At 29.8% G+C, this 18249-nt stretch carries 16 protein-coding genes; 2 read left to right on the forward strand and 14 right to left on the reverse strand.

Translation table 11 applies throughout. The features are described 5' to 3' along the window. Positions 1-131 precede the first annotated feature (131 nt). The 5 genes from thiD to ACVHXK_RS03325 all read right to left on the reverse strand — a co-directional run bounded on the left by thiD (position 132) and on the right by ACVHXK_RS03325 (position 4890). Entirely contained in the window at positions 132-950 is an 819-nt protein-coding gene (gene thiD, locus ACVHXK_RS03305) for a bifunctional hydroxymethylpyrimidine kinase/phosphomethylpyrimidine kinase (protein WP_461204935.1), read from the reverse strand. Between the two features lie 248 nt (positions 951-1198). Further along, positions 1199-1690 (reverse strand): energy coupling factor transporter S component ThiW, encoded by a 492-nt coding sequence (gene thiW / locus ACVHXK_RS03310; RefSeq protein WP_461204936.1) that lies wholly within the window; start codon positions 1688-1690, stop codon positions 1199-1201. Between the two features lie 429 nt (positions 1691-2119). Next, positions 2120-2518 (reverse strand): VOC family protein, encoded by a 399-nt coding sequence (locus ACVHXK_RS03315; protein ID WP_461204937.1) that lies wholly within the window; start codon positions 2516-2518, stop codon positions 2120-2122. Positions 2519-2973: 455 nt separating this feature from the next. Continuing rightward, positions 2974-3933: a sugar kinase gene (locus tag ACVHXK_RS03320; protein ID WP_461204938.1), complete on the reverse strand. Its 960-nt coding sequence runs from the start codon at positions 3931-3933 to the stop codon at positions 2974-2976. Positions 3934-4167: 234 nt separating this feature from the next. After that, positions 4168-4890 carry a hypothetical protein gene (locus ACVHXK_RS03325; RefSeq protein ID WP_461204939.1) on the reverse strand — a complete coding sequence of 241 codons (723 nt, stop codon included), beginning with the start codon at positions 4888-4890 and terminating at the stop codon, positions 4168-4170. 217 nt (positions 4891-5107) lie between these two features. Between ACVHXK_RS03325 and ACVHXK_RS03330 the strand changes: the two genes are divergently transcribed. Continuing rightward, a complete protein-coding gene (locus ACVHXK_RS03330; protein ID WP_461204940.1) occupies positions 5108-5308 on the forward strand; it encodes a cold-shock protein in 201 nt (66 codons plus the stop codon). Between the two features lie 330 nt (positions 5309-5638). Here the strand turns inward: ACVHXK_RS03330 and ACVHXK_RS03335 are convergent, their stop codons facing one another. The 7 genes from ACVHXK_RS03335 to ACVHXK_RS03365 all read right to left on the reverse strand — a co-directional run bounded on the left by ACVHXK_RS03335 (position 5639) and on the right by ACVHXK_RS03365 (position 14778). After that, positions 5639-6685: a CAP domain-containing protein gene (locus ACVHXK_RS03335; protein WP_461204941.1), complete on the reverse strand. Its 1047-nt coding sequence runs from the start codon at positions 6683-6685 to the stop codon at positions 5639-5641. Positions 6686-6931: 246 nt separating this feature from the next. Next, positions 6932-8407, reverse strand: coding sequence for a xylulokinase (gene xylB, locus ACVHXK_RS03340; protein ID WP_461204942.1), 1476 nt, complete (start codon positions 8405-8407; stop codon positions 6932-6934). Positions 8408-8728: 321 nt separating this feature from the next. Then, positions 8729-9907: an ROK family transcriptional regulator gene (locus tag ACVHXK_RS03345; RefSeq protein ID WP_461204943.1), complete on the reverse strand. Its 1179-nt coding sequence runs from the start codon at positions 9905-9907 to the stop codon at positions 8729-8731. A gap of 174 nt (positions 9908-10081) precedes the next feature. Further along, a complete protein-coding gene (gene xylA, locus ACVHXK_RS03350) occupies positions 10082-11398 on the reverse strand; it encodes a xylose isomerase (protein ID WP_461204944.1) in 1317 nt (438 codons plus the stop codon). Positions 11399-11665: 267 nt separating this feature from the next. Then, positions 11666-12814: a Card1-like endonuclease domain-containing protein gene (locus tag ACVHXK_RS03355; protein ID WP_461204945.1), complete on the reverse strand. Its 1149-nt coding sequence runs from the start codon at positions 12812-12814 to the stop codon at positions 11666-11668. Positions 12815-12857: 43 nt separating this feature from the next. Beyond that, a complete protein-coding gene (locus tag ACVHXK_RS03360; RefSeq protein WP_461204946.1) occupies positions 12858-14507 on the reverse strand; it encodes a M20/M25/M40 family metallo-hydrolase in 1650 nt (549 codons plus the stop codon). A 46-nt stretch (positions 14508-14553) separates the two neighbouring features. After that, positions 14554-14778, reverse strand: a complete 225-nt coding sequence (locus ACVHXK_RS03365; protein WP_461204947.1) for an FCD domain-containing protein — start codon at positions 14776-14778, stop codon at positions 14554-14556. A gap of 139 nt (positions 14779-14917) precedes the next feature. Here ACVHXK_RS03365 and ACVHXK_RS03370 point away from each other — a divergent pair, with 139 nt between their 5' ends. After that, positions 14918-15058 (forward strand): hypothetical protein, encoded by a 141-nt coding sequence (locus tag ACVHXK_RS03370; protein ID WP_461204948.1) that lies wholly within the window; start codon positions 14918-14920, stop codon positions 15056-15058. Here the strand turns inward: ACVHXK_RS03370 and ACVHXK_RS03375 are convergent. Further along, positions 15055-16293 carry a Fic family protein gene (locus tag ACVHXK_RS03375; protein ID WP_461204949.1) on the reverse strand — a complete coding sequence of 413 codons (1239 nt, stop codon included), beginning with the start codon at positions 16291-16293 and terminating at the stop codon, positions 15055-15057. The genes ACVHXK_RS03370 and ACVHXK_RS03375 overlap by 4 nt on opposite strands. A 244-nt stretch (positions 16294-16537) precedes the next feature. Beyond that, a complete protein-coding gene (gene hcp / locus ACVHXK_RS03380) occupies positions 16538-18184 on the reverse strand; it encodes a hydroxylamine reductase (RefSeq protein ID WP_461205024.1) in 1647 nt (548 codons plus the stop codon). Positions 18185-18249 lie beyond the last annotated feature (65 nt).

Below are 18249 nucleotides of genomic sequence, written 5' to 3' on the forward strand. Positions count from 1 at the left end.
CTGTGACCACGGACTATGAACTTCCTTTTATCTTTTATCTTTTATCTTTTAATTGTAAATTGCAAATTGCAAATTGCAAATTGCTAATCATCTTTTATCTTTTGATTGTGCATTGTGCATTGTGCATTAAATTAAATCATTCCCGCCTTTTTATAAAGCTCATAAAAATGATTAGTAGGTCCCACACCTTTCCCAATATCTAATGAATGTTTAATTGCTACTAAAATATACTCTTTAGATTTACTTATAGCTTCCTCAATTGGATATCCTAAAGCTAAATTTGAAGCTATACTTGAAGACAAAGTACATCCTGTACCATGAGTATTTTTAGTTGGAATTCGTTTTGATGTAAAGTGAGTAAATTTCTTTCCATCATAAAGTACATCTATAGCATCTCCTTCTATATGTCCCCCTTTTATAAGTATATTTTTAGGCCCTAACTCAAATATCTCTACTGCAGCTTTTTCCATATCCTCTACCGTATTAATTTCAAATTTTTCTCCTAATTTTTCTGAAATAATTTCTTCAGCTTCTGGAGTATTTGGTGTAATAACATATGCTAGTGGTAGAAGCCTTTTTATAAGAGCATCCTTAGACTCTGGTTTTAAAAGAGAAAAACCACTTTTAGAAATCATAACAGGATCTAACACAACAATTTCTGGTTTATATTCAAGTAATTTCTCTTCAATTGCCTCAATAGTATCTATTGCTGATACCATACCAATTTTTACTGCATCTACCTTTATATCTGTAAATATTGCATCAATTTGACCTTTAATAATCTCTTTTGATAAATCTTCAACTCCAAAAACGCCTTGAGTATTTTGAGCAGTAACTGCTGTAATTACACTCATAGCAAAAACTCCATGTGCCGACATTGTCTTCAAATCTGCTTGTACTCCAGCTCCACCCGAAGAATCAGACCCAGCTATTGTTAATACTTTTTTCAATTAAATCACCCTTTCTTTTTTCACTAAAACTATATTCTTAAATTTTATTACTATAAATAAGTGTTGTTTTTATATAAAATACTTAGTTTAAATTAATGTGAAGTGTGAAATGTGGAGTTTGAAGTTAATGATGATTTTGCTACGCAAAATCCAATATTTAATTAAAGATTTTCTGCACGCTAGAAAGAAAATCTTCCATCATTTCACACTCCACTCTTCACACTTCACACTATTAATCAAATCATTAACTATTTCCCAATACTACTTAGCACTTTAGTTCTTTCAAGGATTTTAAGCAAAACATAAGCAATTATACTTCCACCAACGGTACTTATTAAAAATGGTACTACAAAAAACAGAGCTGCTACATCTTTACCCATCAATAACTTTGCTACTGGGTACGCTACTATTCCTCCTATAATGCCTGTACCAATTATCTCCCCTATCACAGCTGAAATATTAGTCTTAAATTTTCTGTACAACATTGCCCCTAAAAATGCCCCAATCATACTCCCTGGAAAAGCAAGCAGTGACCCAACGCCCAGTATATTCCTCAAAAATGAGATAGAAAAAGCTGCTGCTACTGCGTAACCAGGTCCTAAAGTAACCGCTGCAATTACATTAATCAAATGTTGCACCGGAAAACATTTTGATACACCTATTGGAATCCAAATTAAACTTCCAGTATAAACACCTATGGCAATTAATAAAGCTGTTAATGTTAATTTTTTTGTTTTCATTGTAAAACTCCTTTTATTTTTATTTGTGGAAAATAAAAAAAACACAAATCTCAGCGATTTGTGTTTTAAGTGGCACTTTACATAATAATAAATATGTAAATTAATTACATATTTACCATATAGTTTTAAGCGTTAAAATAAGCTAAATTATTTGACCGTATTGTTCAGTAAGGCAAACCATTTAACTTACGCACTGTTACAACTACCTCCGCTGGCATTATCCAGATCAGGTCGAGGATCAAAGAATAGGTTCTTACTCTCAGCTGGCCAATATCCAGCTCCCCTGTGTCCTTTATATAGTTTTCATACTATAAATCTATCATAAAAGTAAATGTTTTGTCAACTTATAACTTCATTTAAAATTATAAAGCTGTTGACAAATCATATTTGTCAACAGCCTGAGCATCATTACATAAAAGGGCTAATTTATTAAGCCTTTGGTTTTAATTTCTGCTCTTCTGGTCTACTAATAAAGTGGATTATATTTCCCTCTAAATCTCTAAAGAAAACAGTTTTTATACCTTTTGCGCTTTCAGCAAAATCTTTTACTATTTCTACTTTGTTATCCATTAAATTCTTATACTCTTTCTCAATATCATCTGTACTAAAAGCTAAGTGTCTTATTCCTTTTTTATTATTTCCATAAACTTCTTCGTCTTCATCTGCAGCATAAATTTCAATCATATTTCCATCATCTAACCATAGAAAATAAGTAGGCTTTTCTTTTTTATTATCATAAACAACTTCAAACCCGAAAAGCTTTACATACCAATCCTTTAATTCAGTAGTATTATTAGCGCAAATACCAACATGTTCCATACCTATCATTACATTCACCTCATTATTTTTTTAAATATATAATTAAGATCACTTTTCTTTATTTTCTAGAAAAATCTTAATTATATTTTTTGACCATTTATTTATTTATTTACTTATTTATGTTTTATTAATTTATGTTTTATTAATTTATGTTTAATCTTTAATGTTTTAATGTTTTATTAAAATTAAATTTTTTAGCTCTGCTAAAAAATCACCTTAATTGTGCATTGTGCATTGTGCATTGTGCATTGTGCATTGTGCATTGTGCATTGTGCATTGTGCATTATCACTTATAACTATACACTAAACGGAAGGTAGAAAAACTACCTTCCTATTAATCACTTAAATATAGTTATATTAAAATACATCATTTATCTTTGGCTTTATGTATTTAAAACAACTAAAATAGAAGTACAGGTGGATTTTTTTAGCCTATATTTAAGTTGATTTAACTAATTTATAATTTATCTTTCAATTGACTTTGTTATTCCAGTAAAGTTATTCAATTGCTCCATATCTGGATAACCTTCCATATCGCCTTTTACAAGAACAGCCATTGCACCAACGCCATTTCCTTGTTTAGCACAATCGGTTAATGATAAATTTCTTAAGTAACCTGATAAAAATCCTGCTGCAAAACCATCTCCAGCTCCTACGGTATCTTCAACTCTTTCTACTGGATAGCCTGCAACATATATTTTTTCATTTGAATCAGTTACATAACACCCTTTTTTACCAAGCTTCACCGCTATAATCTTACAGCCTAACTTAATAAATTCCTCTGCTATTTTTTCAGGATCTTTTGTTCCAAATAGTAATTCACCTTCATCGTCACCTGGTAGCATTATATCTGCATTACTTGCTATCTTCAAAATTACGTCTCTTGCTACTTCTTCATCCCATAATTTCAATCTAATATTTGGGTCAAAAGATACTAAAACATTATTTTGTTTAGCTACTTCAATTGCCTTAAAAACAACTTCCCTACAGCTATCTGATATAGCAGGCGTAATCCCTGTGATATGAAGTATTTTTGATGATTTAATATATTCTTCATCAATATCTTCCCACACAAGATTACTAGCTGCAGTGTTCTTTCTATAATAATAAACATTAGGATTAGCGTGCTCAAATCTTTCCTTGAATAAAATTCCAGTACTATGATTTGGATCAAATACTACTCTTGAAACATCTACCCCTTCGCCTCTTATAACTGAAAGAATATATCTACCAAAAGCATCATCCCCAAGTTTAGAAAACCACCCTACTTTATGTCCCAGCTTAGATAGAGCTATGGATACATTAGATTCTGCACCTCCTATAGATTTAGTAAATCCATCTACATATTTCAAAGGTCCTGTACTATCAGGATTAAACAAAACCATACTTTCTCCAAAAGTCACTATATCAAATATCTTCTCCATACTTTAAAACTCCCTTTAGCCTCGACTTATAGAATAATTATATTAAATTAAATACATCACCTAAACACGCCGTTTTGTATTATGAAACAGTGTTCCATTTATGATTTTATTTTACTACACAAAATACTTTGCGTCAATAATTTTAGTATTTATTGATCATTTTTTTTAATAAAAAAAAGAACGACTTCTATTAAAGAATCGTCCTCTTTTTCTCTATACTTTTATATTTAATAACTAAAACTTAAATGGATTATCTTTAACAGCAGTTGAATACAAATATGGATAGTTATTCTTTATATGCTTCATATATTGAAGCCATTCAACTATAATATAGTTGTTAACTCTAAGCATATCATTATACAGATGCTCTTCATCATCTTTTGCTAATTCATTTAAATTCCTACATGAAAGCTCTTCTTCTAAATGAAACACAGAATTTAATAAATAAGTAAATGTTTCATGGTCTAATAGATTGGGGTTTTCTAATAACCTTAATAGGAAATCCCTCTTGCCTATTAAAAATTCTTTGATAGCAATCAAGTTAAGGTCCTTGACCTTGACCTTAGCTTCATAATTTTTAACTTTTTTTATTGCTTTATTAAAATCTGCATCATTCCACTCATTTTTTATTTCTAAAGCATCTTTAATACTAACTAAATTAGAATCTAGTCTTGGTGAGTTTTTTAATATTTCTCCACCTACTTCAATAAAAAAAACTCCTATAATCATATTTAATTTTTCCATTAGATTCTGTTTCTCTCTTTTCTCGATGACCCTATCAATAATTAATGAAACAACTAAAACTTCAACTGGTATAAAAGCTAAATCTTCCATTAAAAATTCAAACATATGATGTGTATCATGAAACACCACATATGTTGCAAAATACAACACTACAGATAATAATATAAGTCCTATTACTAATTTTACTTGCCATTTTATTTTATTTTTTTCCATAGTAATCCCCCTTCTATGTTTATATTATATTAATATAACTATAGTATTATAGTATAACATTTAACGCACACTAATAAAATAATTAATTTCCTACATAAAATAGACTTTTTTTTGAAATCATTTCAAAATATTATAAAAAACCATTTGACACTTATTGAAAGTTATGATAATCTTAACACATAACGATGTTATAAATTATTTGTTTGGAGGATTTTATATGAAACAAGGAACAGTTAAATGGTTTAATGGAGAAAAAGGATTCGGATTTATATCTGTAGATGGGGAAGATGATGTATTCGTACATTTCTCAGCTATCCAAGGAGATGGATTCAAAACTTTAGACGAAGGTCAAAAAGTTGAATTCGAAATAACTGATGGTGCTAGAGGCCCTCAAGCTGCTAATGTAACAAAACTATAATCTCGACTTTTATATTAGATTAATATAAATTGGTTATAGCAACATTTCAAGCGAGAAAAAACCCTGATTTCTATTAGGGTTTTTTTTATTGCACTTTTATTGTTGTATTTAAAATAAGTATTAACATTCCCCACACTATCCCTCATAATATATTTACTCAGCTAATTATGTGTTCTATACAACTACTTATAAACCAAAAACAAGTAGATCCCTCAAAAGAATCTACCTGTCCATATATTTTAATCTCTTAGTCTTTTAGTCTTTTAATCTTTTCTCTGCACTCTGCACTCTGCAAACTTCTTTTAAGAATCACTCTCGTTTCAAAAAGAACTAGTCTACTGAAAAATGCTGTACTGCGTAAATAACTGAATTATCATCACTACAAATGACTCCGGCACTCATTTTTTTCCATTCTGGTCTTAAAATATTTTCTCTATGCCCTGAACTGTTCATCCAAGCATCTACTATTTTTTGAGCTGATGTATAATTAAGTACACTTGCTCCATCTACCCCAATTGTAAATAAGTTTTCTCCATAAGAAGATGTTGAATAACCAAAATGCTGCGCTAATTGAAGACAATTAATATTTCCAAGTGAAGGGGTTGGATGTGCAAAATAACTATTTTCAAGCATATCCTCTGCTTTAAATCTAGCTATTGAATTCATACTTGATTCCCAAACTACTGGATCTAATCCATTCTTTGCTCTTTCTTCATTTGTATATTTTAAAATTTCTTGTTCTATACTAGAGATAAAGTACCCAGTATTCTGTTTTTCTGCTGCTGCAGCCTCTGCCTCTGCTTGCGCCGCAGCCTCTGCTTCTGCCTGCGCTTTGGCTTGTGCTGCTGCTTCTGCCTCTGCTTTCGCCTCTGCTGCTGCTTTTGCTTCTGCCTGCGCTTTCGCCTCTGCTGCTGCTTTTGCTTCTAATTCTGCTTTTTCTGCTGCGTTAGTTTCTGTTGTTGTTACTGTTTTTGTTTCTACTGGTGTAACTTCTACCGGCTCTTCTACTATGGTTTCTTTTTTTTCTGTAACAATTGAAGTCTGCTCATTATTAGCAGTTTCATTTTCTTCTAAAGTAACATTCTCCTCAGCACTATCTTTAAACAATTCTTTAGAAGTTTTAGAATCATCATCTAATGTGTTCTCTGTAGTAGCCTGTACTTCTAATGTTTCTGGATTAGCAACTGTTTCTTCTTCTATATTATCTGAAATCATCAAATCAGAATTATTATCTCTTTCGCTGGTTAATAACACATCTTCCCTACTCACGTTGTTATTAAAAAAATCTTCAGCATTAACTACTTGATATGTATCATTTAATGCCACTGAACTTAATAAAAGAAATATAACAAATAGGACCCTTTCACGTTTGCTCATAAAATCACTCACCTTTACTCTTAAGTTTCAACTCTATATTAAAATAAACTATTTTTCATTCCAAATACAAACTAATCTGTTTGTTATTTAAATTATAACATTATTTTCGAATAAATTAAATAGTAATTTTAATTAAATTATAATTATTATTTAATATTTAATGTTTTTATTGTTTGATACCGCAAAAAACTACCTCAAATTTAATTTGAGGTAGTTTTTATGCAAAATAATATTCTAAATTAAAGGCTATAGTTTAAACCATTTTTTTAGAGCGCCATATAATTTTATATATCTTTTATAATTCTGTAGATACACTTTAGAATTCTCAGAATTTTTATTAATTTTATTTGTAACACGAATCATTCTTTTGCATCCTTCTGCTACATTTTTATATTGACCTGCTCCTACTGCAGCTAATATGCATGCTCCAAGAGCTCCCCCTTGATTTGTATTAATCTCCACAAGGTCTTCATCAAATACATCTGCAAGAATTTGCTTCCATAATTGACTTTTAGCTCCTCCACCAATAACTCTTATTTCATTTATTGGTACACCAATATCCTTTAAAATCTCCAAAGAATCCTTAAGTCCATAAGAAACACCTTCCAATATAGCTCTTGTCATATGTCCCCGTTTAGTTGTTGTTGTCATACCAACAAAAGAACCTTTAGCATCAGGGTCTGGATATGGTGTTCTTTCGCCAGTAAGATATGGCAAGAAAATAAGACCCTCAGAACCTGGTGCAATTTCTTCTGCTTCCTTCAACAATTCTTCAAAGCTTACCCCTTTATTAACATCATCTACCCACCATTGCAGACAACTTGCAGCTGATAACATAACTCCCATTGAATGGTACTTTCCATTTGCATGTACAAATGCATGAAGACGATTATTTTTATCTACTGCATATTCTTCATGTGCTGCAAAAACAACTCCTGATGTACCAAGAGTAACTGAAATAACACCTTCTTCAATTGTTCCTGTTCCTACCGCACCAGCAGCTTGATCTCCAGCTCCACCAACCACCAATATTTCTCCTTGAAGCCCTAGTTCTTTCTTCACTTCTTCAGTTACTACTCCTGTTACTTCATAAGACTCATAAAGCTTAGGTAATTGGCTTTCCTTTACCTCAATAAATTCACAAACTTCTTTAGACCAACATTTATTTTTCACATCTAAAAGCAACATACCTGATGCATCAGAATAATCAATAGCATATTCACCTGTAAGGCAAAAACGCACATAATCCTTAGGCAGCATAATATGTTCAATTCTATCAAAAAGTTCTTTTCTATGCTTTTTAACCCAAAGTATTTTAGGTGCTGTAAATCCAGTTATAGCTTTATTACCTGTATATTCTGTCAATTTTTCTTGTCCAAAATATTCTGTTATATCAGCACATTCTTGTTCTGTTCTTTGATCATTCCACAAAATAGCAGGGAAAAGAACTTCATTTTCTTTATCCAAAGCTACTAATCCATGCATCTGTCCACTAAATCCTATAGCTTTTATCTCATTACGTGGAATTTCATATTTTTCAATTAACTCTATCAAACCTTCTTTAGTCCTATTCCACCAATCTTCCGGATTTTGCTCAGACCACTTTGGTTTAGGATACGAAACAGGATATTCTTTTGTAACCGAACCAACAATCTCATCCTTTTCGTTAGTTACCAAAATTTTAACACTTGAAGTACCTAAATCTATTCCTAAAAAATACATAATATGCACCCCTTTTTTTTTGCTATGTTTCAAATAGCTGTTAATAATAAATCATTATTTGTATAAATAAGTTTTGTTTATTGATAATGCACAATTCACAATTCATAATGCACAATTAAGGTTGATTCTTTCCCTTTGGTCGAGAATCTTTAATCATTTGATTAATTCAAAGATTTTGCATAGCAAAATCATCCTTCATTGCAAATTGCTAATTGCTCATAACTTTATTTTTAAATGTTTTAACTGCACTCTGCACTCTTCAAATTGAACTCTTGTTTACATAGAAGCACTCTACAAATTGCACTCTATATTTGAAAATGTTTATATAACGCTTTTCCCCGCACTAAAAATAGTTTCTAACGGAAGTAAGGCTGCTCCCATTTTAGCACCTTGGTCTTTAAGACTTGCAAATACAATTCGAGTTCCTTCATATTCTAAAATACTACTTTTCAAATTTTGAGTAGACTCAATATACTTATGTAGAGCCTCCTCATATTTCCCCATCTCGCCACCAATGATTACATATTCAGGATTGAGGGCCAAAATTATATTCTCGATACCTATAAGAACATTATCCATATACTCTTGAAGAGCATCTTTATAGTTATCCATATTGCTTAAAGATTCTTCAACAATATCATCTATATTTTCAATACGCTTTCCAGTCTTAGCTTCAATAATACAGTACAGTGCCTCTTTCGAAGCGTATAACTCCCAGCATCCTGTTCTTCCACAATTGCATCTTTTATTTTCATTTGAAATTCGCATATGTCCAAACTCACCAGCTTTTTTATTAATACTCTTAAAAATCTGATGATTTATAACAATTCCTGTACCAACCCCATCTGTTATAGAAATATATACAACATGTCTTGCCATTTTATAATTACCTAATTTGACTTCAGCAAGTGCCGCAACATTTGCTTCATTTTCTATAAACAAAGGTATATCTAATTCTTTTTTCAGAGAATTAAAATCAAAATCTCGTATATTTAAATTTGGTGCATTTTGGAGTACTAAAGCATCTTCTTCAACAATACCTGGTAAAGAAATACCCATACCTATAACTTGATTCTTATCAATTTTATTTTTTTTCATAATAACTCTAATCTTTGATTTCAACTTTTCAAGAACTCTTTCAAATTCCAAAGCTTTATTATAAGTAAAATTTACATCCTCAATTTCTTCCATTGCCAGATTAACCAACAACACTTGAATTCGATCTGTCATTATATTTACCCCTATAGAGTATTTTGCATTTTTTTCGAATTGTAATACAACAGGCTTTCTTCCTCCCGTTGATTTTGCAACCCCTGCTTCACTTACAAATCCATCCTCTATTAATTGATTAATAACAGAAGTTACGGTTGGTATGCTAAGTTTTAGACTTTTGGATATCCTTTGCTTAGTAATAGTTTCTTTGTTCTTTATATAATTCAATATTTTCACACGATTTATTTCTCGAATTTGATCTTGAGTTAAATCTTCAATGGTATTCATGTAATCTCTCCTCCGCATTGTTTAACTCATTATACTATTTTAGAATTTAACAAACAAGAAGACCTATTTAGCCTTCTTGTCTATTGAAAAGTATAATAATATTAAGTAAAGATATTCACTTAAGGAAGATACGATATTTATTAATCTAAAGCTATCTAAATCAATAAAAATTTCTTATTCAGCAGAATATATATATCTATTTACAACATCTTCTAATAATTCTTGACGTCCAGATTTATTCTTAATTTGATCATTCTTTAAAGCATAAGCTGCCAATTCTTCAAAATCAGTATCATTTGCTACAATTTTAGCTCCTATACCATCTTTATAAGAAGAATATCTATCCTCAACAAAATCCTCTAATACTCTATCTTCTAATAAGTTATTTGCAACCAATAAGCCTTTAGCAAATGTGTCCATTCCTACAATATATGAAATAAATAAATCATCAGCTTGGAAAGATCCACGACGTACTTTGGCATCAAAGTTCAGTCCACCCGGTGCAATTCCGCCTTTTTTAAGTACTTCATACATACACATTGTAGAATCGTATATATTTGTAGGGAATTGATCTGTATCCCAGCCAAGTAACATATCTCCTTGATTAGCATCGATAGACCCTAACACCCCATTAATTCTACACATATTCAATTCATGTTGGAAAGTATGTCCTGCCAAAGTTGCGTGGTTTGCTTCTATATTCAATTTAAAATCATCAATTAGATCATATTTTCTTAAAAATCCTAAAACAGTCATTGTATCAAAATCATATTGATGTTTTGTTGGCTCTTTTGGTTTTGGCTCTATTAAGAATTGACCATCGAAACCAATCTTTTTAGCATAATCTTTAGCCATTCTTAAGAATTTTGCAAAGTTATCATTTTCTAAGGCAACATCTGTGTTAAGCAATGTTTCATAACCTTCACGTCCACCCCAAAATACATAGTTTTCGCCTTTAAGTCTATTTGTTATTTCTAAAGCTTTTTTAACTTGTGCTGCTGCAAAAGCAAATACATCAGCATTTGGAGAAGTAGATGCTCCATGCATAAAACGTGGGTGACTAAATGCATTCGATGTACCCCACAAACACTTAATACCAGTTTCTTTCATCTTCTCTTCTATTAAATCAACTATAACATCTAAATTATCTAATTTTTCTTGTAAAGAATTACCTTCTGGTGCAATATCAAGGTCATGAAAACAAAAATATTCGATGCCAAGTTTTTGCATAAATTCGAATCCAGCTTCAACTCTAGCTTTTGATAATTCCATTCCATCTAAATTATCATAAGGACGTTCCATAGTAGCCATACCAAATGGGTCATTACCAGCTCCTGTTAATGTATGCCAATAACTCATAGCAAAACGTAAATGATCCTTCATTTTCTTACCAGCCACTACCTTTTCTGCATCATAGTATTTAAATGCTAAAGGATTAGTTGACTTAGCACCTTCATATTTAATCTTTTCAATCCCTGTAAAAACTTCCATTAATAAACCCTCCTAATTTGATATCCTAATTCCATTAGTCCATCATTTTTTATTTTATTTTTTATTTTATTTTCTTATGAAAACCTTTTAATCTTTATAAAATAAGTATACCTCAAATTATTAACTTTGTAAACCCTATTTATTAAGTTGGGTTTAAGAAGTTTTTATACCATTTATACTCTACAAAACTATACAATTCTTAAGTTATAACAAAACACCGAATAGCGTAGTTTGTTAATTGCCATCTACTCTACCCGATGCTCTTAGTTACCTTATAATTTTTTCTAATTCATTTCTAAATTTATCTACATCCCCATCAAAAATAATCACTTCAATATCCATTTGCTTAGCCCTTTCTAAAGTACTCCTTTTGCTAGGTTCATATGTAGTAACTAATATTTTTTTTACATCATCTCCAGATAACTTTTCTGAATAAACCTGTATATCATTTAAATCATCTACATCATAGTAGGCTGTATCCTTACAAGATATATAAAACAAAGTAGAATTTGTAGTAGTAGCTAATACATCGGCTTCATTTCTTACAATTCTATCATCTGAATCCCAAAGAAATAAAACGCCATTTTCCACACTATTAATCGAATCTATCCCTTTAACAATTTCATGTGTAAAAATCTCAAGCCAAGTACCTGTTTTAAAAATAAAGTCCTTATATTTATGATTATAAAAATCTAAAAAGATTATATCATTTTTAAGCTTTCCTTTTGTCATAATCTTGTTTTCTTCCAAAAATATAAAAAAGGAATTTAACAAACTTTTCTTATAAGATGATAATAATTTAAAATTGACTATAACTCTATTATTAACATTTCTATCATGTCTAAAAATCCTAGGATTAATCAAATCCCCTTTTATCTTTCTCCATTCTGAGAAATTATATACTATAAAATTAGTAATCATAGTTATTGTTTTATCTTTTAATTTATCACTTTCATCAACAATAATTTTCCCACCAGTAAAGTTAATAAAATCACGCACAGTAAAATCATAAAACTCATCTTCAATTACCTTCATATCTGATGTACCTAGTATGAATATCTTTTCCTTTTCATCATCTATATAACATGATGTAAACTCTAGTAACGAAGCCACCTTATTGGTGACTATCGGCAATACACCTTCACCACTAGATAAATTTATTATAGTATCTTCTCTTTCGTAATTAGAAATAATTTTTTTTATATTCTCATAATCAATTTCTTCAACCTCAATAAATTCAGTTTTTAATTTTAGCCCTTTATATTGATAGAATTTTTCCACATCGGCACAAACATTTTTATCTATACTATTCTTTGCAGAAAGAAAAATTACCTTCTCTGGTTTAAAATAATAGGTAGCTAGTATATTTTTCTCATTATATTCATCTAAAATATTTACAAGTACATTGCATTTCATTTAATCACCTGTTTCTTAGTATATTTTCTCCATCTTCAATCCCCTATAAACTCGTATTCAAAATTTTATCTATTGTTGCTTTTAATAGTTTTGGTAACACTCCAAATGAATAAGGTTTATAAACTCGCTCTGTAGATTTATGAGCATCCTTACCATAGCAACCTAAATTTATTGCAGGAATATTTATCTTTTTGATTTCTTTAACTGGTATATTATATATCTCTTTATAACTTGGAAAATTTGCAATCAATGTGTCTATAGATTCTTCCTCATCATCAATTTTTAAATAACTACTGTCTGATAAACTAGGGAAAAATTTCATAACTTTGAAGTCTTCATTTTCTTCTTTACCAACCTCATCTACAACCTCTTCTAAAATTTTTATTAATTGAGGATTTTTATTTTCTTTTAAAGTATTATGTGGACAATAAGGTGGCGAATAATAAAGAATTACTTCTGGTTCATTTTCAGAACTTAATTGTTTTACCTTTTTAACAACTTGAAGGCCAATTTCCCTAGTATCACATCCTTGATCCTTTAATCCCTTAGTTATATCGTATATTATTGTATCAAGTTCATCTCCAATCTCTATTTTTACCCTATTATATAATTCTTCAAAAGTTGTAACTTTAGCTTCCCATTTTAATGGTTTATATTCTTGATTAACTTTTTCACAATAATTTTTATATTGAATACTTAAATATTCAATTACATTTTCGAAGGCTATCTTTCCTTTTTGTAATAAAATATTAGTAATTTCATCTACTGATGCATCATGTACAAAATAATTAAAATATACATAAGAAGCGAAAGGCATTTGTACATTATAACTAGACTTTAAATCAGTAACTTTTAGAGCAGCTGGAGGCAAGGTGAATTCTCCTTCGTACTCATCACATAAATCACTATTGAGATTAATAAGTCTAACTAACTCTGATGCTATTAAATTGGGATCTAAACCTTCAAAACATTGCCCTACATGTGTTTCTTTACCTACAATATAATAACAAGGTAGTAGCTTACCAACTGCCCCTAAATAAATGTACCTACTAGGGTCATCGGGATATAATGCAGTAGTATAATCATTATTAATTGCTACAACATATTCTAACTCTTCTTTTTCCTTAAGTTTTTCTAAAAATTCAACTGACTCAATAATTCCTGTATGTTGATTTTCTTCAACAGGATTGGACATAAATAAAATATTACCGTTTAATTTATCTCTATTCTTTGATAATTCCTTTAATAAAACCAAATGAGCAGCTACACCGGATTTCATATCATTAGATCCCCGTCCAAACATCCAATCTCCGCTCTCTAAATCCTTTTTAACATCTGTATCCAAATTCATTTCTTTCATTTTTTCTTCTAATGTTAATGGGTCAAAAGCATATTTTGCTAGTTCTCCAAAATCTTCTACACCAACAGTATCCATATGACCATGTAGTATTATTGTCTTATTTGATTTATTCCCATTGCCTTTTAATAGTGCAATTATATTCATTCTTCCTAAAGCATCATCTTTTAATGGTTGTTTCCATATTAAATCTTCATTCTCTTTAAAATAATCTATCTGGCTAATATACTTATAGATTTTATTTGCTAAATCCACTTCCCCTTTTGTATTATTAACGCTTGGTATATTTACTAATTCGATAGTCAAGTTTTCTATTTCCTTATATAAATTACTCATAAAACCCCTCCATTGTATTTGTATACAATTATTATCTAAAAGAAATCTATTTCAGAATTCTTTCTTTCACAAAACTTATATGATTACTTGTTAATTCTTTAGCTTTAATAAAATTATTTTCCTTTATTGCTTCTAAAATTGCTTTATGCTCTTTTATTGCATCTACAGAATATTTTTTCAAACTACCTGATAATATTAAATATCTTTGTACTATTGTATGAACTGAATTACTCATTTTTATTAACCACTTATTTGTTGTGAAATTAGACAATTTAGTAACTCAATTTTCGAACTTGTATTTTAATGCGCTATCCTGTGATTTCAGTATCCTCTTTATAAAAAATGTAAGAACAATCCTACATTTTACATAATTGAATCACTACAATTATGCAAACAAAGGAATTCTCTCCATGAATACAATTATATCAAATACTGATTTACCATTAGCCTTTACTTTTCTAAATTCAGAGAAAGAAAAGAATTATACTTGCTCAATTAATGACTCAGTAGATAAAAGATTTAATGGATATAAAATCAGAAATAAATATTAAAGTATAAAATCATTCTTAATATTTCTAATTATTTTATTTATATCATTAAAAATAAATATAGATTTTTTTCCTCTTTTAGCTTTTCTGAAAAAGCCTATAGTTTCTAAGTCAAGCAAATCGGTTCTCGCTGTCTCATATGATATCTTAAATCTTTTTCTATAATCTTCAATTGTTATGAAGTTTTTTTCATTAGTAATAAAATAATTAATAATTCTAGTTTGCCTTTTATTTAATACAATTCCTGACTTCTCTAATGTATCTTTTAATAGTTTTCTTCCAAATTCTTTATTGAAATTATTTTTTGTTTTATCGATAGAACGTACAATCATATTAGCATAGTACTTAATAAAATAAGTCATATCACTTTCATATATTTCTGTATTTTCAATAGCTTCATAATACTTTTTCTTTTCTTCATTAATTACACTTGAAATAGAAAAGAATTTAAAAAAATTATATCCATTTTGAATTAAATACATATATGAAATTGCTCTAGCAGTCCGTCCATTACCATCAAAAAACGGATGAATATAAACAAAATAAAAATGTATTATACAAGCTTTGATAACAGGGTGATATTTATTATTCTCACTAATAAATTCAAGTAATGAATCCATTAATTCTTGAACTTGCTCATGTGGAGGCGCTGTATATGTAGGTTTCTTAGTTTTAGTATCCCAAACATATACTGTATCTGTCCTATATTTTTCAATAATATCCTCTTTAATAAGTGTATCTTTTGTAAGCAAACTGTTCACTGATAATATAACCTCTTCATTTAATGGCTCATCTAAGTGATCTAATATATATCGTAAAGCACGATAATTATTTATTATCATAATCTCACTTTTATTTGAAGGTTGAAGATTTTTTTCTATCATCTCTTTAGTCCTTCTCCTAGTTGAAAAAGCACCTTCTATAACACTTGAGTTAAATGCTTCATCAATCAACGCATCGGCAATAACTGATGCTTCTATATCTATTGGTACTGATTTAAATAAATCCTCAGTAGCAGAATCATCTATTATATCAATAGCCTTACTTATTTCATCCGTTAAATTATACCAAAATTTCATATTAGATTGGTCTATAAGTGGTATCTCAATTTTAGAATTCTTTCTTGTATCCATTAATTTATTCCAAAAATCATTTATGTTTATATTTCTAGGTATACGATATTCAATCTCTTGTTTTGTTAAATATCTTTTATTAAAACTATTTATTAAATCATTCATAAATAAAGACCCCTCCTATATTTTAAGTATGTTCAATTTAATGAATTTTATACTATTTTACTACTAATTTATTACTAATACAATACTGATTTTATTCTACTTATTTGCTTTCTTTACTCTATTTTATACATAAATAATTACAAAAATAAAAAGCAACGGAAACTCCGCTGCTTTTTCAATAAATCTTATATATTGTTGTGGTTTAATTATGGGCCATTTTAAATACTTCTTCAGGAAATATTGATTATCCTAAGAATTGCTCGATATCTTCTTCTACAGTACCTATTCCATTAATCCCAAATGTATCTATTAATACATTAGCTACGTTTGGTGATAAGAATGCAGGTAATGTAGGTCCAAGCTTGATGTTCTTAACTCCTAAGTATAATAAAGCAAGCAATACTATTACAGCTTTTTGCTCATACCAAGCTATGTTATAAGATATTGGTAATTCATTTATATCATTTAACTCGAAGATTTCTTTTAATTTAAGAGCGATTACTGCAAGTGAGTATGAATCATTACATTGTCCAGCATCTAATACTCTTGGAATTCCACCGATATCTCCTAAGTCTAATTTATTGTATTTATATTTTGCGCAACCTGCTGTTAATATTATTGTATCTTCAGGAATTTGCTTTGCAAAATCAGTGTAGTAATCTCTTGATTTCATTCTTCCATCACAACCAGCCATTACGAAGAATTGCTTAACTGCTCCAGTTTTAACTGCATCTACAACTTTGTCAGCTAAAGCAAATACTTGAGCGTGTGCAAATCCACCTACAATTGATCCTGTTTCTATTTCTATTGGTGCTGCTAATGTTTTAGCTTGTTCGATGATTTGTGTAAAATCTTTCTTACCATTTTCATCAGCTTCTATATGAGTACATCCTTTGAAACCTGATGCTCCAGTTGTATAAATTCTTGCCATATGGTCTTTCTTTGGTGGTACTATACAGTTTGTAGTGAAAAGAATAGGTCCGTTAAATGTTTCAAACTCTTCTTTTTGTTTCCACCAAGCATTTCCGTAGTTTCCTACAAAGTTATCATATTTCTTGAATGCTGGGTAGTAGTGAGCTGGAAGCATTTCTCCGTGAGTATAAACATCTACTCCAGTTCCTTTTGTTTGCTCTAATAATTGCTCTAGATCTTTTAAATCATGCCCTGATATTAATATACCTGGTTTATTTCCAACTCCAATATTTACTTCTGTGATTTCTGGGTTACCATAAGCACCAGTGTTTGCTCCATCTAATAATGCCATTACATCCACACCAAATTTACCAGTTTCTAATGTAAGAGCTACTAACTCATCAGCTGTTAATGAATCATCTAAAGTTGCTGCAAGAGCTTTTGTTGTGAAATCAAATACTTCTTGATTAACTTGTCCTAAGTTATAAGCATGCTCTGCATATGCAGCCATTCCTTTAAGACCATATATAATTAATTCTCTTAAAGATCTTACATCTTCGTTTTCTGTTGAAAGTACTCCAACTTGAACTGAATCAGCTTTTGCTTCCATAGCTACTTTTGTTTCAGCAGACCAAGTAGCACAGTCATGTAAGTTATCTAAAGATACACCTTTTGCTTCTAATTCTTTTTTCATTTCTTCTCTTAGAGTTAAACCTTCTTTAATCTTCTCAACAAATGTTTCATCATTGAAGTTTGCATTAGTGATTGTCATAAATAAAGCAGTCATTGTGAAGTAATCATTCTTAGGGAATTTAACTCCTGCTTCTTTTCCCATTTCTGCTAAAAGGGCTGTTCCTTTTACTGTATACATTAATAAATCTTGAAGATTAGCTACTTCTGGCTTCTTACCGCATACCCCTTGTATTGTACAACCAGTTCCTTTTGCTGCTTCTTGACATTGATAACAAAACATACTCATATTTGTTGCCTCCTCTTTTTTATTAAAAATATTCTTTATTGAATCCATAAAGTTCATAAATAATT

It is taken from the genome of Clostridium sp. DL1XJH146 (assembly GCF_054819755.1).